Origin of the sequence: Aestuariispira ectoiniformans (genome assembly GCF_025136295.1) — a bacterium.
GTDB classification, from domain to species: domain Bacteria; phylum Pseudomonadota; class Alphaproteobacteria; order UBA8366; family Aestuariispiraceae; genus Aestuariispira_A; species Aestuariispira_A ectoiniformans.
The window spans coordinates 2350011-2375645 of sequence record NZ_CP062788.1 but is presented as its reverse complement, the minus strand read 5'-3'; the positions used below and the strand labels follow the sequence as shown (position 1 = coordinate 2375645).

2 protein-coding genes are annotated in these 25635 nt (G+C 58.6%); both read right to left on the bottom strand.

Annotated elements, in window-relative coordinates:
* Positions 1-13578, bottom strand: coding sequence for a non-ribosomal peptide synthetase (locus tag IF205_RS11080; RefSeq protein WP_259779430.1), 13578 nt, complete (start codon positions 13576-13578; stop codon positions 1-3).
* Positions 13578-25631, bottom strand: coding sequence for a non-ribosomal peptide synthetase (locus IF205_RS11075; protein ID WP_259779429.1), 12054 nt, complete (start codon positions 25629-25631; stop codon positions 13578-13580). The genes IF205_RS11080 and IF205_RS11075 overlap by 1 nt, the downstream gene beginning before the upstream one ends.
* Positions 25632-25635: the final 4 nt, after the last annotated feature.

Here is a 25635-nt window from a genome sequence, read left to right as displayed (position 1 = left end):
CTAGTCCCCGTCTAATACGTCGAGCAGTTCGGCCAACTCACCCGCAGGCAAACCGGCATGCTCGAAATCTGGTCTTTTGGTTTTCATGGCAGTCGCTGAGGACGCATGTGATGAGGGGGCAGCCAGAATGCGTTGCAAACGATCCATCGTCTCGTCCGCCACATCGAGGACAGTTTCCTCGTGATGTAACGACGTTGCATAGCCGAAGGAGATTGATAGCGTCCCGTCCCGAACAACGGCGTTGACATCAAGAACGAACGGCCGCCGATCCCCGGCAGCTCTTTGGGGAGCATCAGGTTCCGGTGCGGGCGAGAAAAATCCGCCGTCATTCCCAGCCGCATCAGCCACCCCGAGGTAGTTGAAGCTAACATCCGACTGGAAGGCGAGCGCATCGCCATCCGCGCCCAGCCAACGCAGCGCTCCATACCCCGTTCTTTCAGGTGGAAGGGCGTCAAAACGCGCAAGTACATTCCGTGCATCAACATCCGGATGCCCGGTGATGGCAACTCGTGCAGGCCAAAAAGCGGTAAACCAACCGACGCTGCGCGACACATCTCCGGGCACGCCCACCGGTGCCATGCGTCCATGGCCTTCCATGGACAAGACCATATCGTGTTTTCCAGTCCAGGACGACAAGGCTCCACCCAATGCTGCGACCATTGCCGCCTGGGCAGCAGTCCCGCCTTTCGCCAACAGCCGCTTGGTTTCCTCTGGGTCAAGCTGACGGACCACAGCCGCGGAATAGCGATTAAGGTTCCTCCCTTCGGGCAGGTCACGCGGCAGCCTTGTCGGCCCAGCAGCAATAACCTCCGCCCAAAGAGCACGTTCTGCCTGGGCCTCTCTAGTTTCCACCCAATCTGCAAGACCTGCTCCATAGACATAGGCCGGGTCGCTCAGGGGAAGTTCGTCCCCCTTCCCCACAAGGAAATGAGAGAGCTCTTCCAAAAGGATACGGGCGCTGACCGCGTCGGTCGCAAGATGATGCGCAATGAGAGACAATCGTTGACTGCCGTCTTTCATCCTGATCAGCGACACCCGCAAATTGCGGCCCACATCAGGATTAAGGCTGCGTTGTGCGTCAAGCAAAGTCCACGGCAACTCGCTCTCGTCACCCAAGGAAATATCCCGGACAAGGTCCGTGATTTCCGGTTTTTCGTCCGGCAACATGGGGGCGGGTTCCCAGGAATTGCCCTGCAAATGATATCGCATATTCAAGGCGTCATGCCGGTCGATCAGTGTCTGCACCGCCTCCTGAAGCCTGGAAATGTCAATCGGCTGCGCCGGGATGTATAGCCCCGACATATTCCAATGCCGAGGTTCCAAGAGACCAAGTGCCCCAAACCACTGCATGGCAGGAAGCGACCGATTCGCCCCCGGATCTGCAGTAGTCATGTCATTTACGGAAGTCACATTGACCGAGGACAACGCTGCAAGCCCCGCTACGGTTTGTGCCTCAAACAGGTCTCGAGGCGTAATTACAATCCCTTGAGACCTGGCCCGGGAAACAACCATCAATGCCAGAATGGAATCTCCACCCAAGGAGAAGAAATTCTCTTCCGGTCCGACCGCATCAAGCCCCAGCACATCACACCAGATCTGCGCCAACCGCAGTTCGGCATCACTCTGCGGACGGCCATCTGCCACGCGGCTCTTGCTATCGGGTTGGGGCAGCGCCCGCCGGTCGACCTTGCCAGCCGGCGTCAATGGCAGACAGTCCAACGCCACCAGGACGTTTGGCACCATATGCGCAGGAAGGCGTTGAGCCAGTTGCGCCCTGATCGTTTTCTCAGAGAGATCGCCTACGAAATAGCCGATAAGACGCAATGCCCCACTGTCACTATTCCCGGCCACGACAGCAGCAGCCTCTACGCCCGGCACAGCAGCAAGGGCTGCCTCGATTTCACCCAGCTCCACCCGGAACCCCCGGATTTTGACCTGGTCGTCATTACGCCCGAGGTATTCAAGCAGCCCGTCAGTGCGCCATCGGACCAGATCACCTGTCCGGTAGGCTCTGGCACCCGGACCGCCCTCCGGGTCCGGCAGGAAGCGCTCTGCGGTCAACGCCGGCCGGTTCAGATACCCCTGTGCCACACCTGCGCCGCCAATATACAGCTCGCCAACCACATCTTCCGGCTGGAGTTCCCCCCCAACGCCCAAAACACGCAATGTGGTTTGTGCCACCGGCTGGCCGATTGGAACCGGGTCGGACACCGCAGCCTCCGGCTCAAACACCGCACAGCCAACGACCGTTTCCGTCGGTCCATATTCATTGACGATACGTACATTTGGCAGGCGACGTTTGATCTTTGCCACCGTATCCGCAGGCAAAGCCTCTCCTCCAACCACCAGCACAGCCGGTGCCCGGTCAGGAGTAAACTGATCGGCAAGCGCACGCAGATGTGCCGGTGTCAATTTAAGGAGATAGGGGGCTGGGCGACCTTGGAAAGCATCCTCAAGAACGGCGAGGTCCTCCCCTGCGGGCAGAATATCGAGGGCATATCCCGAAATCAGCGGCAGGAAGAGGCTGGTCACGGACATGTCATAGGAAAAGGACCCATGGAAAAGTGCCAGCGCCTGATCGGGTTCCACTGCATCGGTGATATAGGCATCGCGTGCCCAAAGCAGATAATTGACCATCCCCTTATGCGACAGCACCACGCCTTTTGGTTTGCCTGTCGAGCCTGATGTGTAAATCACATATGCCGGATCCGCCGCCGTCAGCCTGTTTTCCCGTATCGGGTCTGAGCCAGGATTATCGTCAACCTCATCAAGCAAAATGCAGTCGATACCCTCCGGCACCGATGTCACCAAATCGGACGACGTCAGAACCGCGGCCACCTGTGCATCCCCAACGATAAAATCCAGCCGGGAGGATGGGAGACCCGGATCAAGCGGCAGATAGGCAGCCCCGGCCTTCAGGACACCCAACAATGCTTCCGGCATCTCAATCCCACGCGTCATCAACACCCCGACGACATCGCCCTGGCCAATCCCCTGCCGGTTCAAATGGGCGGCAAGTGCAGATGTTTTTGACAACAGTAAGCCGTAGTCACATTCCAGCTCACCACAGCGCAGTGCAATTGCAGCCGGGTCACCTGCGGCCACTTGCTCGAACAGTGCCTCAACCCGCAAACCATCGGCTTGCACCGGCAGATTCGGGCCGCGGCTCAATGCTTTCAGATATTCTTGTTTTTCCTGGGAAATAATGGAAACCCCACCCAGGTCACATTCCGGGTTCGCTACAACTTCCGTCAGGATCTCAATGAAAGAGGCAACCATTCGTTCTGCCGTCGATTGATCGAACAATGCCGTGGCGTATTCCAGCCGACCACTCAATTCCCCGGCGTCATCCGTGACGAACAACGTCTGGTCGAACTTCGCCCAGGTACCTTTCACCGGTTCCGGAGCGATCCTCAAACCTTCGATCTTGGGCATTTCCGCAACTTCAGCCGCCCCCTGCAGGGTAAGCATGGCCTGGAAGATGGGGTGCCGGGAGAGGTCGCGGTCAGGAGCGATTTCTTCCACCAGTTTCTCGAACGGCAGGTCCTGATGGGCGAAGGCTTCCAACACCCGCACGCGGACCGCCGAAAGGTGATCGACAAAGCGCATCTCCGGAGACATCTGCGAGCGCATCACCAGGGTATTCGCGAAGAAACCGACCAGCCCCTCAAGCTGCGCGTCCCGGCGGTTCGCCACCGGCGTACCAACCGACAGGTCCCATTGCCCCGACCAGCGCGCCAGAAGCGTCTGATAGGCCGCAAGCAAGACCATGAAGACCGTCGCGCCCTCCCGTTGGGCCAGTCCCCGGATCGCTGTGCTCAGCTCCGCCCCGAAGCGCACCGGCACGTTCCCGCCCGAATAGTCCTGCACCGCCGGACGGGGTCGGTCGGTCGGCAACGGCAGCGTCTGCGGCGCTCCCGACAACTGATTCCTCCAATAGGAAAGCTGACGTTCCAGAACCTCGCCCTGCAGCCAGCCACGCTGCCACAACGCAAAATCCGCATATTGCACCGGCAAAGGCGACGGTGAAGCCCCCATCCCCAGGCGGGACTTATAGAGCAAGGCCAGGTCACGAAGGACAATGTCCAAAGACCAAGCGTCCACTGCTATGTGGTGCAGAACCAGAATGAGCAGGGCACGGCCAGCTTCCCCTTTTACAAGGGCAATCCGCAAAGGATATTCCTTCGACAGGTCAAACGGTGTGGTCCAAAGATCCGCTGCCGCCTGCGCCGTCTCTCCTGAACGCCGTTCAAAAGAAATATCGCCCGCTCCCGCTTCCTGCCATGCATCTTCTTCATTACCGCATATACGCGTGCTCAGGATTTCGTGACGAGTTATGAGATCACCCAGTGCGACCTCTAATGCCCCCTCATCGAGTAAACCTTCAATCCGAAGGCAAACAGGCACGACATAGGCCGTCCCCGCCATTTCCAGCCGCTCAAGCGTCCAGAGCCTCGCCTGCCCGAACGACAAAGGCGCTTTGGCATCCGCCGCACGGGGTACAAGTGGCGGCAGCTCTACCAGCGTTACGGCCTTCCCCCCTTCATTTTGATTGGCCGCCGCCAGATGCAGGGCAAGTTTCTCGACTGTCGGATATTCGAAGATGTCACGCACTGTTGCCGGGTGGCCGGTCTCCGCCGTGACCGTCGTGGCAACACGCATCGCCAGCAGCGAATGCCCGCCGAGGGAGAAAAAGTCATCCGCGCGGCGAATATCCGAACGCCCAAGAACCCGCTGCCAGATTTCCGCCAGCGTCTTTTCAAGACCTGCATGCGGGGCTTCGCCTGCTTCCTCAACCCGCTCAGGCAATCGCGAGACAAGACTGCGGCGGTCGACCTTGCCATTGGCGTCAAGCGGCAGGCTCTCCACCAATGTGATCCGCGGCACCATGTAGGACGGGAGACGTTCTCCCAATGCCTGTTCCAATGACCGGGCATCGGTCCCGACACCGGAGACCGGCACCACGAACCCTTCCAGCGTCGCAGCCCCCTCGCCGTCCCGCCGGACCGCCACCGCGCCGTCTCCAACCGCTGGCAGTGCACATAGGGCCGCCTCCACCTCACCCGGTTCCACCCGGAAACCGCGCAGCTTCACCTGCGCATCAATCCGGCCCAGGAATTCCAACGCCCCATCAGACCGCAAACGGACACGGTCCCCTGTCCTATACAGACGCCCACCTCCGCCCGCAGGGTCCGGAAGGAAGCTTTCCGCCGTTCGCCCCGGCTGCCCGAGGTATCCCAGCGAAAGGCCATGCCCGCCGACATAAAGTTCTCCCGGTGCCCCTGGCGGCACCGCACGCATCGACCGGTCCAGGACAACCGGGCGACGGCCGCCAACACCACGGCCGATTGGAACCGCAGAGCCTGCCTCAGGGACAAAATCCAGTCGGTGCATTGCCGTAAAGGTCGTACATTCCGTCGGGCCGTAGCCATTGACGAACTGCACATTCGGCAGCCCCGCCATGAAATCCGAAAGGCCATGGGTCGGGAATACGTCCCCGCCTGACATCAGCAACCGCAAACCTGCAAAGGCCGACGGATCGCGTTCCAGATATCCCCGCAAAAGCCCTGCCGTCAGCCAGGCCACCGTCACACCTGCATCAGCAACAAATTCCGACAATGCGTCCGGATCAAAGGGACCGGCAGGCAACACCGCAAGCCGCGAGCCGTTCAGCAAGGCGCCCCAGATCTCGATCAGGCTGGCATCAAAGGCCAGGGGCGACGCCAGCATCACCCGATCATCCGGGCCGAAGTTCATCACCTCCCGTTCCAGGAAAAGCGACGTCACCGCCTCATGGGGCACCATTACCCCCTTAGGACGCCCCGTAGAGCCGGAGGTATAGATCACGTAAGCAGGCGCCCCTGACAGCCCTTTCAAACGCGGCGGCGGCGCAACATCCTCAGCATTTATGTCTGCCTCATCCACCAACAGCACCGGACGACCGCCTGCCAACCCCTGATGGCGCGTATCTGACAGCACCAGCGGCACATCACTGTCCGCCAGCATCCCCTCAAGACGCTCCGGCGGATAGTCTGGATCGAGCGGCAGGACAACTCCTCCCGCCCGCAGGACCGCAAGCTGTGCAATGATCGCATTGGCCGATCGCTCAAGTGCAACGCCCACAATCTGTCCCGGCATCACACCGGCGGACGCTATCCGGCCCGACAGCGCATCCGAGGTGGAAACAAGCTCCTCATAACTCAGCACGTCTTCGCCGTCTTCCAGCGCTATACGCTCTCCACAGGCGTCACGGATACCTGAAACCACCTCTTCAATGCGGGAGCCCTGGCACGCAGACAACGCCTTCTCGGACCGGTGTTCATCAAATGCTACCGAAGCGCCCTCGACGGGACCGGGGATTGGCACATCGAAAACAGAGCCGGTTGCATCAACATCAGACAAGAAGGCAACCAACGCATCAACCAGACGTCGGGCGGTCTTCTCCTCAAAAAGTGCGGTGGAGTATTCACAAACGCCAGCAATACTATCGTCGTTATCGACAAGCAGGAGAGAAAGGTCGAATTTCGCCGTGCCAGCGTCATGTGCCATACGCCGGACGGACACGCCTTGCATCGGCTCTCCGCCTTTGTGCGCAGGTTCCAGCGTAAAAGCCACCTGGAAAAGAGGATGCCGGGACAGATCGCGTACCGGGGCCAATGCCTCGACCACCTGTTCGAATGGAGCATTCTGGTGTGCCAAGGCATCCAGAACACGAGCCTTGGTTGCCGAAACCGCCTCATGGAAAGTCGGCTCACCCGCGAGATCAGTCCGCAAAGCGAGCGTGTTTGAGAAATACCCCACCGTATCGTCAAAGGCCGGGTGCAACCGACCTGCCACGGGTGTGCCAACACAAAAATCACGCTGCGCACTCCATTGGGCGAGCACGATCTGGAAAGCGGTCAGGACGACGATAAAGGGCGTCGCATCAGACTTCGCGGCAAGATCCATCACCCGCTGACGGACTGTAGCTGGAAGCGTCACACCGACAGAAGCACCGCGCCCATCGTGAACTGCCGGGCGAGACCGGTCCGCCGGCAATTCCAAGGCTGGTGGAGGACCGGCCAGCATATCCTGCCAATAGCCAAGGTCTTTATTCCAGATCCCCGATTCCGCCACCTCACGCAGCCAGACGGCAAAGTCACCGTATCCCAATGCGTTCTGCGGAAGAGCGGGACTACTTCCCGTCTCTCCCGTTTCCGCCGCGTAGAGAACCGCAAGATCATTGCCCATAATTGCGGTACTCCAGGCATCGGAAACCATATGGTGCATGACCATTACCAAGATATGCACGCCCTCGCCACAGCTATAGAGCGTTAACCGCCATGGCGCCTCGGCAAACAGATCAAAAGGCGCGACAATCAACTCTTCAGCCGCATTGAGAGCCGCTTCTTCCGATCGGGCCGACCTGCGGTCGAGGATAATCCCTGGACCATCCGTGAAAACCTGCCGCAGACCATCAGCGGTTTCCACAAGGCGCAACCGCAATGCCTCATGCCGCATGGCGAGGGCCTCGAATGCCCGCTCCAATGCCACCACATCAAGATCACCATCAAGACGCAGCAGGAATGGCACATTGTATCGCCCCTTGGCCTCGCCAAGGGTTTCCATCATCCACAGCCGTTCCTGCCCGAAAGAAAGAGGCAAAGGTTCGTCACGGGACGCCTTATGTGGTTCCGGCAACGAGGCTCCAGTTACCCCCTGCCTTTCTATCCAGGAAGCCAGTCCTGCAACCGTCGGGGCCTCAAAGATTGCGCGCAACGGGACCTCGGTATGCAGGTCGGCCTTTATCCGTACCGCAAGCCTCATCGCAAGAAGTGAATGCCCGCCAAGCACAAAGAAACTATCGGCGGGCCCCACCGACTGAACCCCAAGAAGATCACTGTACATCTCTGCCAGCTTTGCCTGGGTCGGACCCGCCAGGACACCACCGCCAACCGCATTCCTACGCTCCGGCGCAGGCAGGTTGGCATGGTCCACCTTGCCATTCACAGTCAACGGCAAATCACGCAAAAACTGAATATCTTCCGGCACCATGGCCGATGGAAGAACCGCCCTCAAACGATCGCGCAGACGCTCTGGCGACAAGCCGGAACGGACTGCATCAGACATCACCGCCAGGTGATCGAGTGCATCAATTACGGTGCCACTATCAACACCGAAATCTACAAGCCCTGCAATTTCATCCACGCCAATGTCGTAGAGCTCCATCGCCCGTTCTGCCAGTGCCGCAGGCCCGCCGATCAGTGCGGCAGCCCCCAGATACCGGTCCACAGCAACATCAACGAGGCGCTCGAAATCGTCCTCTTCGGTCAGTTCGGTCTTAACATCCAGACTTTCGATCACGGACCGACGCAAGGCGGCATGGGATGCAATATAACCACGTAACGCGGGGCGCGCCTTGGCTTCGGCCTCTGCCGTCGTGGCGGCTACGAAGCTATGCATCATTACCGTGACATGTCCTGTCGCCGGATCGAGTCCAGCCGCCGCACGCCCATCGCGGTAGGCCCTTACATTCGCTGCAAGCTGGTCTCGCGTCTGGTTTTGAACCGACGTCAGGACGTTCAGCCCCCGACGTCCTGCCTCGGTAAACATCTTCGGATTTCGGCTGACCGTCAGCCACATTGGCAGTTCGTCCTGCACAGGTCGCGGCCCTGTGCGATATCCGTGTTCCTCTCCAGTGCCAGACCGGAAGGAAACGGCTTCTCCGCACCATAGTTTCCGAACCGTTTCAATGTGAGACAGCATCACATCGTGCCGATCGTCATAGTCCTCAGGTGCAAAGACGAAATCGTGTGGCACCCAGCCTGGCGCGAAAGACACACCGGCCCGCCCGCCTGAAAGATTATCCACGACCGCCCATTCTTCTGCGACACGAAGTGGATGATGCAGCGGCAGCACGACACTGCCTGCACGAAGACCAATGCGCCGTGTTTCACGAGCCAGGGCTGCCGCCAGCAATGACGGGTTCGGGAAGGCCGCCGCGATTTCGGTGAAATGTCTTTCCGGCGTCCAGATTGCATGCAGACCCAAAATATCCGCCCGACGGGCCGCAGCAAGGGTCAGACCATAGCGCTCACCTTCGTGAGAGCCATCCTGCTCTCCGAAGAAAAGAATGCTCATCAACGGCCCGTTACCAGCCGACGCCGGAACGGCGTCGGGGGCCAACGCTTTAGGCACCACCCAGGCGGCCAAACGTCCGTCCGGTCCGGCCCCTACATGCACATTTTCCACACCGGGCAGTTCAGAAATCCGAGCCGCGACCTCAGCCGGCTCCACACGAATACCATTGACCTTCAACTGCCGGTCACGCCGCCCGAGGAATTCCAAGGCACCGTCCAGTCGACGCCGGGCCACGTCCCCGGTGCGATAGGCACGTCCGGAAGCGGCAGGAACGAAGGCTTCCGCCGTAGCCTTCGGGTCAGCCCAGTACCCGAGAGCAATATGATCGCTTTCAAAGACCAATTCACCGACAAATGGTGCTTCACAGCCGTCACCGTCCATGATTTTCACGGTACAGCCCGGAACGGCCTTACCGATAGGCAAACGACCGCCGACAGGGGCATCCGAAGGATCGATTGCCGCCTGCAACGCAAGCGTTGATTCTGTGGGTCCAAGCCCATTGACGAGCTGTGCACCCGGAAAGCATCGGGCGACCCTGACCGCATCGTCCTGTCGCGCTTCCTCGCCGCCAAGAACAACTGCACGAACCGGTGCCTCAACCGGACCGGCAAAAAGATCGACCGCCGCGCGCAACAGCGACGGCGTGGAATGCCACACATTCACACGTCTGGAGGACAGCCACTCCTCAATCCCGACCACACCGTCATTTGAGACATCCCAAAAGGCCAGCGTCGCTCCGGAAACAAGAGCCCCCCAAATATCCATCACTGCCGCGTCAAATGCCACAGTCGGGATGAGTGAGACCACATCCCCCTGAGACAATTCCATAGATGATGCATAATTGGCCGCGTGATGAAGAACATTGCGGTCGTTCTGGAAAACGCCTTTTGGACGACCGGTCGTGCCGGACGTATAGAGAATATAGCTCAAACTGCCAGATGAGCGCCGCTCTGCCGGCGCTTCCAAGGGACCGGCGGAAACAGGAATACCGGCCAAGGCACCGGCGATTGCCGCTGCTCTGATTTCAAACACCTCATCGTAAACAATGGCTGACGCACCACTGTGTGACAGGATTGCACTCAACCGTTCATCAGGATGTTTTGGATCAAGCGGCACATAGGCGGCCCCCGTCCGCAGGATACCAAGGACGGCAGCCAGGACTGGGACATCGTGCGCGGTCATTACTGCCACTCTGTCGCCCGGCTCCACTCCGGCCCGTAGCAGCCGTCCGGCAATCGTACCGGATTGGTCCCAGAGCTGCTGACGCGTTATCAGGTCACCACCCAAAGAAATTGCCACAATCGCTGACGGCTCCCGGGCAACATGTGCTGCAACCGTAGCAGTCAACGTTTCTTCAACAGCGGGGCGGGCATGCGCAATATTCGACACCATCGTCCCTGTGGAATCAGCCAGGCCGTCAAACCGCAGCGATTGGATCCGCTCATCAGGATTATCCACCATCGCTTTGAGTGTCTGCTGCAGGAGGTCGCCAATCCTCTCTACTGTTTCAGGACGGAAAAGGTCCGCGGCGTATTCGATAAGCCCCGACATGCCCTGGGCAGTTTCCGCCAGATTGAGCGTCAGATCATATTTAGAAGACTGACGGGCCTGATTTCTGTATCGCCAACTCGCCTCTCCCAGGTCCAGCGCTTCCATTCCCACATTGTCGAGAATTACCATTGTCTGGAAAACCGGTTGTCGTGAAAGGTCCGGTTGATGCGCAAGCCCTTCAACCACACGGTCAAAGGGCGCCGATTGATGCGCAAAAGCATCCAATACCGTTTCCCGCACTGCTTTCAGCATGTCGCGGAAACTGTCCCGGTTCTGCCACCGTGACCGCAGCGTGACTGTATTCAGGAAAAAGCCGACAACATCTTCAAGGTCCGGGTGATCGCGACCGGCGACCGGCGTCCCAAGGCAAACATCCCGTTGCCCGGCCAGGGAACCGAGTGTCACGGACAAGGCCGCAACAAGGACCATGAAAGGCGATGCCGCTTCCTCAACCGCGAGCGCCCGCATTTGGCTAACAAGCGTGTCAGGCAGGGAAAATGGAATGGAACTGCCACGGAACGACTGCACCGCAGGGCGGACATAGTCCGTCGGAAGCTCCAGGGCCAGCGGGGCATCCTCAAGTTTTTCCCGCCACCAGGCGACATCCGATACAACCTGATCCTGGCAAGTATCGAGCCACGTTGCAGCATCTCTATACCGTAACGTCGGTTCGGTCAAAGCGGCAGCGACACCGCCCCTTTCCTCACGATAAATTGCCGTCAGTTCACGTGCTAAAATGCCAAACGACCAAGCATCAAGGATGATGTGATGAAAGGCAAAAGCCAGCACAAACCCCGCACTATGTTCCAGAACCATAACCCGAAGAAGAGGACCGCAGGCAATATCAAAAGGCTCTGCTGCGAAGGCATCAAGAGCTTTGGAAACATTTGCCTCACATGTCACCGTTTCAATCCGAACAGGCGGGTTTTCGCCCGTAATTTCCTGCACGATTCCACCTTCGCCATCTTCGACAAAACGAACCTGCAAGGCATCATGACGGATACTCACACGGGCCAATGCGCGGGAAAAAGCCGAGGCATCGAATATGCCTTCAACATCCATGGCCACGAGACCGTGATACGCACCTCCTGCAGCACCGAAAGTGTCGAGAAAAGCCAAGCCGGACTGTGCAGGGATCAACGGGAAGCGGTTTGAATCATTTCTGACGATCACCGGCTGTTCACTTATGGCAGCATCACCGATGGCCGCCGAACAGGCTGCAACCGTTCTCTCATCAAAGAGCGTGCGCAACGCAAATGGCACGCCGAATTCAGCGCGAATTCGTGCTCCTACTCTGGTTGCCAGAAGAGAACTCCCCCCCAGGCGGAAGAAATCGTCGTCCCGCCCCACCACCGGAACACCCAGCACTTCCTGCCAGATTGCAGCAAGTCGCGTTTCGACGTCACCTTTCGGGGGTTCCTGCGCGCCGGTTTGAGGCAAAGTGCCCCCCGGTTCGGGCAGCGCCTTGCGATCGATTTTACCGTTGGGTGTGAGTGGCAGTTTATCAAGGCATTGCACAAAATCCGGCACCATATGCGCCGGGAGGATTGAGGCGAGCAAATCCCGCGCGGTATCTCCCTCTATCTCACCGACGATGTAGCCGACAATGCGTTGTTCACCAAGGCCGTCGGGGAAGGTTGTCGCGGCGGCGGCCCGAACCTTCTCAAGCGATTCCAGCGCCGCCTCGACCTCACCCAGTTCAATCCGATAGCCATGGATTTTCACTTGATGGTCGCTTCGGCCCAGGCATTCGATCTGCCCGCCCGGCACGATACGCGCAAGATCGCCAGTTCGGTATAGCCGCGCACCCGGCAAGCGGGAGAATGGATCGGGAAGAAAACGCTCAGCCGTCAATCCCGGACGGTTATTATATCCGCGTGCAACGCCTGCGCCGCCGATATAAAGCTCGCCCACCGCACCGTTGGGCAATCGCTCTAATGTCGGACTGAGTATATGGAGTTGCGTATTGGCAATCGGGCGGCCGATCGGTTGCCGCGTCAAGGCTTCTGTGACGGGGTGCATGGCAGACCAGATGGTTGTTTCCGTCGGGCCATAAAGATTTACGACTTCCCCTTCTCCCGCCAGCAAACTACCCGCGATTGAATCGGGAAAGGCCTCCCCGCCAACAAACTTTCGAAATCCCTTTGGAGGCGTCCATCCGGTCTCGACCAACATCCGCCAGGTGGCCGGAGTGGCTTGCATCACTGTGCCGCCAGTTCGGTCAATCTCGACGGCAAGCCGGTCGACATCACGCGCAACGTCCCGCGGGACCAGAACAACCGTCCCTCCCACGAGAAGCGGCAGATAAAGCTCAAGCGCGAAGATATCGAATGAAATCGGGGTAACGGCAACCATCCGATCGTCCGGCCCCAGGCCAGGTTTCATTCGCATGGACATCAGGAAATTAAAGAACGAACGGTGTTCGACCATCACACCTTTCGGTGTACCGGTCGTACCCGAGGTATAGATGATGTAGGCGAGATCTGACTCTGCAGCAGCGCCTTTGCATTGAGAGACAGTGCCAGGGTCCGCCGTGCCCACTGCCTCATCTAATGTGAGCACGGGACGCCCAAACGAAGTGTCCCCGTTTCCTGACAAAACCAAGGAAACGTCGCTGTCGGCCACCATGAATTCAAGCCGTGCCTCGGGATATGACGGATCCAATGGCAGATATGCAGCACCCGACATCATGATCCCCAGCAATGCGGGAACAAGGTCAACCTGCCGCTCTGCACAGACAGCAACAATATCGCCTCGCCCGATGCCCCGATCAGACAGGGCTGCGGCAACGGATCGGACCTTTGTGGCCAGATCACCATAGCTGAGCGATGTATCCCCCGCGACAACCGCGGTCTGGAGGCAGGATGTTTCGGCTCTATCGAGAATAATTTTGTCTATGGTTTTCACTACGCAGGCTCCGAAAAGAATGACGTAAAGTCCACGTCGGTATCGTTGATATCTGTCTCCGCGACTGTTGCCGACGCCCAAGGATCGTCCATCGCGGCCTCCGGGTTTTCAGCGATCAGCGCGAGCACATGTGTCAGTTGCCCCGCAATGTCATGCACTGTGGTATCAGGCAGGACCGACGAATCGTAGTTCAGGCGCAAGGTGAGCGTGCGCCCGTCAGGATCACGGCCGAATTGGACTTCCAGTGCGTAATTCGTTTCTTCCTGAAAATCGGCGACTTTCGTTTCAAGCCCATCAAACGGCAGATCCCGAAACACGTGGAACTGCACATAGTTGAAGAAGACTTCAAACAGGTCGTTTCTGCCCGCCGCCTCCTGAATTCGGGCAAGAGACAAGCGCCGGTATCGTAGCGCCTCGCTTTCCTCTCTGAAGAGGGATTGCGCGAAGCTTTGCCAGTTGACGCCGGACACCTCCGCTACCAAAGGCAGGAGATTCAGGAACAATCCGACCATCCGGCCACCGTCCTCTGTTTCGGGCCTGGTCGACGAAACCACACCCGACGTCACGCGTCTCGCGCCGACCAGCGACGACAATACGTAGTAATGTCCTGCGAGCAGCAACGAACGTAGCGGAACACCGATCGCGTTGGCACATTCCACAAGGGCCGTATGCGTTTCATTCGGGATCGGCATAAGGAGGCTTTTTGCATGGCTCTGCCCTTCACGCAGGAACGGCAGACGCGGTGAAGGCGCACCAGCCAATTGCCCACGCCAGAAATCGAAAGCCTCGCCAGCCTCAACCACCTGCCGTTCAGACGCGATATGCAGGTTATAGCCGGGCGGAGGTGGCGGAAGAACCGCATCGACGGCATCGAGTTGCGACACATAAATCTGGGCCAGTTCGGTCAGCAATGTCGCCACGCTCCAGCCATCCAGAATGGCGTGATGAAAAGACAGCGTGAAGACAAAATCATCGTCGCTTTCACGGTGCACATGAACCCGCCACAACCCGGCCTCGTTTATATCGAAACCGGCAAAACGTTCCTCATCCGCAAATGCCGCCAGATAACGAATTTTCTCCTCTGGTCCCACTTGGCGTAAGTCCGATACGTCAAGTCGCGGTGAAATTTCACGGTGGACACACTGCAAGGGCTCATTGAAACCGGACAGGTGGAAGCTGCTCCGAAGGATTGGATGGCGTGCCGTGATACGACGCAACGCCTGCGCCATGAGGGCCTCGTCCCAAGTCAGTCGGACGCGATAGGAAAAGACGTCATGATAGACACTGGACATCTCATCAAATTCAGTATGATAGAACATACCCAACTGCAGGTCTGAGAGAGGATAGGCATCCTCCACATCTTCCGGCAGGCGTGCCATATCCACCTCCGCAACAAGTGCGAAAGGAGCAGGAGGCTCCGTCACCAGGTCACTATCGTCACTGTAGGAAGAGGCAAGCGCCGCAGGGGTCTGGAAGCGGAACAGCGCATCAAGCGTAAAGGTCCACCCGCGTGCAGCGAGTTCGGACAATACTTTCAGGCTTTTCAAAGAGTCGCCCCCAAGCGAAAAGAAATTGTCCTGCACACCAACCCTGACGACACCCAGAACATCCTGCCAAACGGCCACGATGTCTGATTCCAGGGGAGTTCTGGGCGGCAAGAGATCAGCTTGGCCTCGTGGCGTATCATCCAACGCCACGAGCCGTTTTCGGTCCGCCTTGCCGCTGCTGGTCAGCGGGATTGAATCGATACGGGAGATACGTGCCGGTACCATTGCATCAGGCAAAGTCTTGGCAAGCGCCTTACGAATACGCGCAGGCAGGGCTTCAAGGCCCGCCGCAGCAACCGGTGAGGACGCAAAACGCTCCGGCCGTTCGTCCATGCCAGGACAGTCGTCTACCAGTACATCGCCAAAAACGGCGTTGAAGACATTCGGCCTGTCCCCCCATGTGAGGTGAACCGTGAGGCCCTTTGATCGTGCTTCCTCAAGCAAGTCGTCCGGATCAATTCCCTCGCCATGTCCCGGTCCGATCCGGTCTTCGAAGCATTCTCCGCCCGGCGTTTCACGCAGGCCTTCCAATCGTGCAAAGTCGCCGGAAACCCTTGCATTCAGAATCCCACTGAATTTACACACCCCATCTTTCGAGGCGGCATTCAGTACAATCTGCTGGGCGGTGAAACCCTCTGTCCACACGGTGTCATCAACGACCTCCGACGAAGAAACTTCCGCATCACCCACATGAAGCGTCACGTCATAGCGGTATCGTGAAAGTTCGTTATCATGTCCGAAGGTCTTCAAGGAGACACAGACCCTGGATACACGCGGCAGACGCGCACGTAATGCTGAAAAGGCCTGAGGGGCAAGACGCAGCTCCCGGTCTTCTTCCTGACGACGGGTTATTTCTGCGCGCAACATGTCCGCCGTTTCCGTTCCATCGCGACGGGCAAACGCCACAGACGAGTGGAACGCCTCGGCCAAGTCATTATTGATGATATCGCCCAGAAAAATGCGGCCACCATCACGCACCGCCTCGACCGCACCTTCGATCACCGTCGCCAGATAGGATACATCCGGGAAATATTGAACGACGGAATTCAGAATTACCGCATCGACACTCCGCTTGGGCATATCTTTGATATCGCATGCCGAATTGGCCGTGAGCGTAACCCGGTCGGCAAAATCCTGACCGGCCATTGCAGAGCGGATACTGCGCAAGCCAACTCTGGAGATATCTGTACCGACATAGGATGTGACCTTTGGTGCAACGGCAAAAAGGACAAGTCCGGTTCCGCAACCCAACTCGATCATCCGCTCATGGCCCTGAGGTGCAATGGCATTTACCGTCGCATCAAGCCACGCTTCCATTTCCTCCATTGGCAATGCAGCCCCCGACAGGCTGGAAGTCCAGCCGACGAAGTCACGCATGGGATCTTTCGCCGCATGACCGTACGTCGTATCGTATACCGTGGCCCAACGCGATATCGCATCGTCGGTCTCTTCAACACCCGCAACTTGGGCAACATCCGCATCCGCCACGATGTAGCCAACCAGGTCTTTCGCCCCGTCCACAGCCGTTTTCACAACGGCACAGGCGTCGGCAACACCATCAACGGCAGCTAGGGCGGCCTCCACTTCACCCAGTTCAATTCGCTGACCTCGGATTTTGACCTGGTCATCGGCCCTTCCGATATAGTCAAGCGCGCCATCCGGACGCCAGCGTACCAAATCGCCGGTCCGGTACAGGCGTTCACCATTTGAATTGAACGGATCGGGGATGAATCGCTCTGCCGTCAGGGCGGGTCGGCCAAGATAGGCCTGAGCCACCTGAACGCCACCAATCAACAGTTCACCGACAACGCCTATCGGAACTGGCGACAGACAGGCGTCCACCACATAGAGGTTCACATTCGCAATCGGCCGCCCGATGGGGACACCTTCCCTCCCTGTCGGCTCGCAGGTCCATGACGTGACATCAATAGCCGCCTCTGTCGGACCATACAGGTTTTCAAGGCGGGCTGCGGGGAATGCACGATGGGCCGCATCCGGCTGATCCGCACCCAACGCCTCGCCCGAGAAAACAACCAGCCTTACACTCTCTCGCGGGGTTGCCGACACCGTATACTGGCGCAGCATCGACGGGACGAAATGGAGAACCGTCACCCCGGCCCGTTCAATTTCGCCTGCCAGACGTTCAGGATCGCGATGCGCACCAGGAGAAGCAAGAACCAGCCCTGCCCCCATGGTCAAAGGCCAGAAAAACTCCCAAACGGAAACATCGAAACCAACGGGTGTTTTCTGCAGGACGCGGTCCGCTGAAGTCAGTTTGTAGGCTTCCTGCATCCATAGGATACGATTGACTATGGCCCGATGTGAAACCACCACGCCCTTTGGCCTGCCCGTTGACCCGGACGTATAGAGAACATAAGCAGCCGCATCCGGTGAGGATATATGCGTCACCGGTTCAACAGTAACCGCCTCACCCTCCTTGATCGTTTCCATACAAACGCAAGGCACGGCGAAGTCGACATGTTTCTCAAGGGCAGTTGTCGTCACCACCAGATCCGCCTGCGCATCCTTGGCCAGAAAAACCAGGCGTTCATCCGGCAGATCAGGGTCAAGGGGCAGATAGGCGGCACCTGCCCGCATGATCCCCAACAGCACAACGGGTAATTCGAGGGAGCGCTCCATCAAAACTGCAACGACATTGCCTGCGTCTACGCCGGCAGCGCGAAGACGGGCCGCAACGGCCTCTGCCTGCTCTCCAAGTTCAGCATAACTCAAAGCAGTCTGACCAAACCGGACGGCCTCGGCATCCGGCGTGCGGGCAATTTGCCTGTCGATCATCCTGTCCAAGCGATCATCAAGCTCATAGGGCTGGGCTGTATCGTTAAAACCGTGAAGCACATGCGCGCGCTCATCTGCCGGAAAGACATCCAGGTCGCACAATTTCGAAGCCGGATCGGCCACAGCATCGGCCATCAGCTCTTCAAATGCCGCAACAAGCCGTTCCGCCGTTGATCGGTCAAACAACGCCGTGGCGTATTCCAGATTGCCAATGATAACGTCTCCTGCCTCACGCAAATCCAGCCTCAGATCAAAACGGGCGAAATCAAAGGCGGATGGACGGTGCTCTGCAGTTACGCCTGGAACATTGTCCGGCGCTGACGGCACATTCTGCAAGGCCAGCATGGCCTGGAAGATAGGGTGTCGGGAGAGGTCGCGGTCAGGAGCGATTTCTTCCACCAGTTTCTCGAACGGCAGGTCCTGATGGGCGAAGGCTTCCAACACCCGCGCGCGGACCGCCGACAGGTGATCGACAAAGCGCATCTCCGGAGACATCTGCGAGCGCATCACCAGGGTATTCGCGAAGAAACCGACCAGCCCCTCAAGCTGCGCGTCCCGGCGGTTCGCCACCGGCGTACCAACCGAAAGGTCCCATTGCCCCGACCAGCGCGCCAGAAGCGTCTGATAGGCCGCAAGCAAGACCATGAAGACCGTCGCGCCCTCCCGCTGGGCCAACGCCCGGATCGCTGAGCTCAGCTCCGCCCCAAAGCGCACCGGCACGTTCCCGCCCGAATAGTCCTGCACCGCCGGACGGGGTCGGTCGGTCGGCAACGGCAGCGTCTGCGGCGCTCCCGACAACTGATTCCTCCAATAGGAAAGCTGACGTTCCAGAACCTCGCCCTGCAGCCAGCCACGCTGCCACAACGCAAAATCCGCATATTGCACCGGCAAGGGCGACGGCGAAGCCCCCATCCCCAGGCGGGACTTATAGAGCAAAGCCAAGTCTCGAAGGACAATGTCCAAAGACCAGGCGTCTACCGCTATATGATGAATGTTAATCGCCAGAACATGACGATTGTTGCCACAGTCCAGAAGCTCGAATGCGTAAAGCGGCCCTTTCGAAAGATCAAAAACCCGCGACGTCAGGGCGTCGATCCTGGCGTCAATCGCGCGTTCCAGCGCCTCCCCCGTCAGGTTCGACAGATCCACTTTCTCTGCCGTCACCGGGCGCGGCGGCAGAATAACCTGCGCCGGTTCATCCCCCCGAACAACAAAATGAGTACGAAGTACCTCATGCCGAGTGATCAGATCGCCTAGCGCCAAATCCAGTGATTCTGGATCGATTTCACCCCTCAATTCGAGTGCTGTCACCACGTTATATGCAGCCCCGACATTCCCCAGACGGTCCACAAACCAAAGTCGAGATTGGGCATGAGACAGCGGCAGTTCGATATCTCGAGATTGTGGAAGAAGGGGGGGCAAATCCGGGGCAGCGCCGTCCTTCTGCACCCTCTCCACTTCGGAGGAAAATGTTGCCAGCCCCGGTGCTTCAAATAGTGCGCGCATTGGCACATCCACACTCAATTCGGCGCGCAACCTGGCAAGAACTCGCCCTACCAAAAGTGAATGACCGCCAAGGGCAAAGAAGTCACTTTGACGCGAGACACTACCCACGCCCAAAACATCCTGCCAAATCCCGGCGACAATGGTCTCAATGCCTTCTTTGGGCTGTTCGTCCGCCGCTATCTCGATTTCAGAGGGTTGCGGCAATGCACCACGTTTGATTTTGCCCGACGGCGTCATTGGAAAATCATCAACCGGTACAATGACCGGCCGAACCGCAGGCGGCAGATGGCGCGCCAATGTGTCGACCAGTTCCGAAACATCCAGCGTCACAGACGGTCGTGCAGATACATAGGCTGCGAGCCGACGATCCCCGTCGCCCCGATCGTAGACCGTCGCCACGGCCTGCAACACGCCTGAGCAGCGCTGCAATACCGCTTCGATCTCACCAAGTTCTATCCTGTGCCCCCGAACCTTAACCTGGTGATCGCTACGTCCTACAAATTCGATCTGACCATCGGGACGCATGCGCCCAAGGTCCCCCGACCGATATAACCGTCCTCCCGGTACTATTGAGAAGGGATCAGGCAGGAAGCGTTCTGACGTCGCCGCTGCATTTTCGACATAACCGCGCGCCAAACCGCGCCCGCCGACATAAATCTCACCAGGCACCCCAACTGGCACCGGGCGCATATTTTGATCCAGAATGTGCAAACACATGCCGGCGACCGGCCTGCCCATGCTGGCGGCATCAATCTCGCCCCCCGGGCCAATCGCGTCGGCATAGCTTGCATCCCAGAATTCAGACGTGCCGTAGATATTGATAAGCCGGACACCCGGCAATCTGTCCCTGACCTCTTCAGCCAGAAGCCTGGGCAATGCCTCGCCGCTGGTTACGATATACTCAAGCTGCCTCAGCCCCGCGAGATCCTCATCCGGGAGTTCCAGAATCATCCGAAGGAAAGAGGGCACAAGGACAAGCCGTGTGACGCCTTCAGCATTGATCTGCGCAGCAAACGCCAATGGATCACGAAGAGAGGTTCGGGGCACTACGGTTAACCGGTCTCCCCGGGTCAGAGGCGTGAATATCTCCCACAGGCTGTCGATGAAGTTAATTGACGTTTTTAACGCGTAACACGCATCCCCTTCCGCCCCAGGCACGTTCCACGCAACCCGGCTCGCAATTGCGCCATGTGTCCCAAGCACGCCCTTCGGTTTGCCTGTGGACCCTGACGTATAGAGTACATAGGCAATGTCATCCGCGCCCACCGGCACGTCAGGACAGGTCGCCGGATAATCACGAAGGTCAAGATCACAGAGATCAAGAACAGGTACATCTGCCGTCGTCGGGCAGTTCCTGGCGATGATCAATTCAGCCTGGCTATCAGCAATCGTGAAAAGCAGGCGGTCCTCAGGATAGGAAGGATCGAGCGGCAGATAGGCGGCACCTGCCTTGAATACCGCAAGAATGCTCACAACGAGATCGTTGCAGGGGTCCATTGCAAGTCCAACAACAGACCCACGGCCTATCCCCGCCGCGACCAAGGCATGCGCCAGCCTGTTCGAACGATCCGCCAGATCACCATAGGTCAGGGTCTCCCCCACCCCGGACAACGCAATTCGTGCAGGGTCCCGCATTACCAGTTCGGAGAAATCCCCGTGTACGGGTGATGCCTCAGGCGTAACCCCGTCATTATAATCGGCAAGAAGGGCAGCATCCGCTTCGTTCAATACTGCCAATTCAGACAGCCGCATTGTTGGGTCAACAAGGGCCGCTTCCAACGTTGCCAGGATGGTACGCCACAGCCTCGATATGGTTTCCGGGGTGAATACCGCCGCATATTCAATCATCCCATGAACATGACCAGGTGTTTCAACCAGTTCAAAAGTCAGGTCATATTTGGCCGTGGCATGGCCACTGGGAACGGCATCGACTTCAATTCCCGACAGATGCAGGGGCCGTTCCGGTGCATTCTGAACGATCAACATCGCCTGGAACAGGGCATTCCCGTGGAGCGTGCGGTCAGGCTGCAAGGCCTCAACCACTTTTTCATAGGGGGCATCCTGATGAACGTAGCCCTCAAGGCACTGTTCCCGGACAGCGTAAAGAAGATCGGCAAAAGTGGGATTTCCCGCTGTATCAATCCGCGCGACCAACGTGTTGAGGAACAGACCGACACAGCGCTCCGTCTCACGCCTGTTGCGCCCGGCGACCGGAAAGCCAACCGCAACTTCCTGCTGTCCGCTGTAGCGCGCAAGCACAACGCCGATAAGGGCAAGAAGCAGCATGTTCAGCGTCACGCCTTCGGCACGGCAGAAAGCAATCACCTCGCGAGATAGCCAATCCGGCAATGCAATCGGCATACGCTCGCCCGCATGTGCAGGTACGTCTGCGCGGGGCACATCCGTCCAAAGGTCAAGTTCACCGTCGAGACCGGCAAGCCGATCACGCCAATAGCCCACCTGCCGGTCCATATGTGTGGCGACCTCCGGTCGGCATGACCAGTCCACGACATCGCTGTAATCCAGTTCGATAGCGGTGAACGCGGGATCGCGGTTTTCTGCCAAGGCCCCGTCAATTTCCTCCAGTTCGGAGGACAGAATGGAAAGCGACCAGCCATCCGCGACGATATGGTGCAGCACAACCGCAAATATATATGTATCAGGACCTGTCTTAAACAGACCGGCACGATGAAGGGGACCCTTCGATAGGTTGAAAGGCTCACCAAGGAACGCTGCGACATAGACATCAATGGCCTCCTGGTCCAGATCCGAGATATCCTCCCGAACCAGCGGGAAAGAAGGCTCTCGATCCAGAAGGACAACCGGCACGCCGTCTTCTTCGACATAGCGGGTGCGAAATGCCTCATGGCGTGTAGCAAGATGGGAGAGCGCCGTTGCCAGTCGCCCCGCATCCACCGGTCCGCGCAGGCGGTTCACAATAGGAATGTTGAAAGCCCCGCCCAGGTCTTCCATCTGGTGCAGGAACCATAACCGCTCCTCCGCATGGGAGAGTGCCCGACGGCTGTCACAGTTTGCCGCCGTAATCTTTGGCAAATTGACACCGCGCGCAGCCTCCACGTCCTGCGCCAGAGCACGCGCAAAATCTTCAAGGCGGGGATAGGCAAATACACTTTTTAAAGGTGTCTCAACCTGCAGCGCATCGCGAACCGCGGCGATCACCCGTGTCGCCGTCAACGAATGGCCGCCCAAAGCAAAGAAATCATCGTTAGGCCCGACACCTTCGACCCCAAGCATTTCAGACCATATCGACGCAACAAGCTCCTCAAGACCCTTATAAGCCTGAGGCTGCAAGTCATTGTTTCTTTGTGATATATCGGCGGGCGCTGGAAGTTGCTTGCGGTCCGTCTTGCCGCTTGCCGTCATCGGCATGGCGTCCAGTTCAATGATGGGCGTGGGGATCATATAACCCGGCAAATGCCGCGACATCTCCTCTGCCACCGCCGACGGGCCGGGGCCACCAACCACATAGCCAACAAGCCGCGCCATATCAGAACCATCGGCCCGCACAATGGCGGCCACTTCCCGCACTCCATCCACTGCGGCCATGGCAGCCTCGACCTCGCCAAGCTCGATCCGGTGACCGCGAACCTTCACCTGACCGTCGTTCCGGCCCAGATAGTCCAATGCGCCATCCCCACGGCGACGGACCAGATCACCGGTTCGATAGGCACGCGCGCCCGGCGGCCCATAGGGGTCCGGCACAAACTGCGCCGCCGTCAAACCGGGCCGCCCCAGATAACCCGAGGCCACACAGGGGCCCGCCACAACCAATTCACCACACGCCCCGTCCGGAAGGACCCGCCCATGCGCATCCATCACGTAAAGACGGAGATTGGCTATCGCACGGCCAATCGGAACAGGTCCTTCCGCTTTCGGCTCACACCGCCAGGAACTAACCTCGATCGAGGCTTCCGTCGGACCGTAGAAATTCCGGATTTCCGCCTCTGGAAAAACAGACCGCGCCGCAGCAGGCTGATCCTGGCCCAGTGCCTCGCCTGAGCAGGCCAGCAGCCGCACGCCCGGTGAGGCAGGCGCCTGCGCTGTATACTGTCGCAGCATCGATGGTACGAAATGCACAACGCTCACACCCGTGCGGGCAATCTCTTCTGCCAACCAGGCCGGGTCACGATGCCCGCCCGGCCTGGCCATCACCAGACCGGCCCCCGTGACCAACGGCCAGAAAAGCTCCCAGACGGAAACGTCAAAACTGAACGGTGTCTTCTGCAAAACCCGGTCCGTAGCGGCCAGACAATGATCCGACTGCAGGGCCAGAATCCGGTTCACAACACCGTCATGCGGCACCACGACCCCTTTCGGACGCCCCGTGGAGCCCGAGGTATAGATCACATAGGCTGCGTCATCCGGGCCTCCCGCCGACCGCGCACCCGGCCTCGCCGGGCCATCCTCCCCCGGCTGGTCCAGGACCACGGCCCGCCTGCCTTCCGGCAGACGGGAAACAAGGGCCGACGGCACGACGACCGCTGCCACATCCGCATCCTCAACGATATAGGCAAGGCGATCGTCCGGCAGGTCCGGGTCCAGCGGCAGGTAGGCCGCCCCCGATGCCATAATCCCCAGCAGAACCTCCGGCATCTCCAGAGAACGCTCCATCAGGACACCGACAATGTCTCCCCGGCCGATCCCCTGGCAAGCCAGGCGCTTCGACAGGGACCGTACCCCGTTGCCCAGCGATGCATAGCTTTTCTCTTCCTTCCCGAAAATCACCGCAACCGCATCGGGGGTCGACGCTGCCTGTGACAGCACCAAATCCTCAAGCCGGCGATCATGACCGGGAAATACCTCTTCCGCGCCCGATGACGCAGCCGGTTCAATTTTTTCTTGAGCCGCGCAAAGCGCCTCCGCCACGCTGCGCTCGCCATCCTGGGACAGGGCTTCCACAAAAGCCTGAAAACCGTCAGCCAATGCCTGTGCTTGGTTATCGGTAACACGACCTCGGTCGTGAATCAGCCGCAAGGACAGACCATCTGCAGCCGACACCAATAATGTGATCGGGTAATGTGTTCGCTCCCGGATAGAAATATCACCGACAGCCAACGCGCCAAGCCGATCCCGGCGCGCGGGCACGGGATAATTTTCAAAAACAAGAATTGAATCGAAAAGCGCCTCACCGGGCGCCAGACCAGCATAGCTGTGCAGATCGGTTAACGATATGGCGTCATATTCCCTGAGGTCTGCAAGGTCGACCTGTAACTGAGACAGCCAATCAGCAACAGGCATACCCCATTCAGGCACCCCCCGCACAGCCAGTGTCTTGATAAACAACCCAACCGTTTTTTCGGCATTCTCAAGAGCCGGAGGCCGGCCGGAAACCGTCATGCCATAAACTGCTTCCTCGGCACCGCCACAAACAAGGGAAGCAGACCATGCGGCATGGGCAATGGTATTCGCGGTCAGAGCATGCTTTTTCAGAAATGCCGAAAACCGCCCGGACACAGGCCCATCAAGAGCCAGCCGCACCTCTCCCCAACGCGAACCGGACTCTTCCTCAAATTCCTGGTTTGGCCTGGCTTCATGCGCAGGAACTCCGGACAGGTAGTCCGACCAGAAACGCTGCATTACTGTCCGGTCCCGCGCCTGTTCAAATGCGACGAATGCCCCGAAGTCTGGCGCCGGACTGTCGCAAGGAGGCAGATCTTCTGACAGGTCCGCATAGATGCCACTCAGTTCATCCATCAGAATAGCCAACGACCATCCGTCAACTATGAGGTGATGGAAAACGGCCAACAGTTCGTGCCTGTCTGATGAAAGGCGACCCGCAAGCACGCGGACCAACGGCCCCTTCTCCAGATCAAAAGGCTCCTGTTCTGCCTGCCTTATCTGTGCGTTCCATTGCGCGTCTGCGTCCTGGGGTTTCAGTAACGAAAGGTCATGCCAGGCCGGTTCACTTCCAGTATCTGGTGAAACAACCTGGACCGGCTCAGGAAGCCCCTTCCAGAGGAATCGGGTACGGAGGCTCTGATGACGTAACGACAATTGGGCCCAGGCCCGTGAAAAACGTGCAAAGTCAAAGGGCCCATCAATCCGGACACGCACGCCGATCATATATGCGCCATCGTTCCCGCCTCGAAGGCATTGATAAAGCAGACCTTCTTGCGTCTGCGTCAACGCAAGCGTGACTGTTTTTGCACGGGGTTCGGTAAGGGTCATATGGTAGTCGTGCATCGAT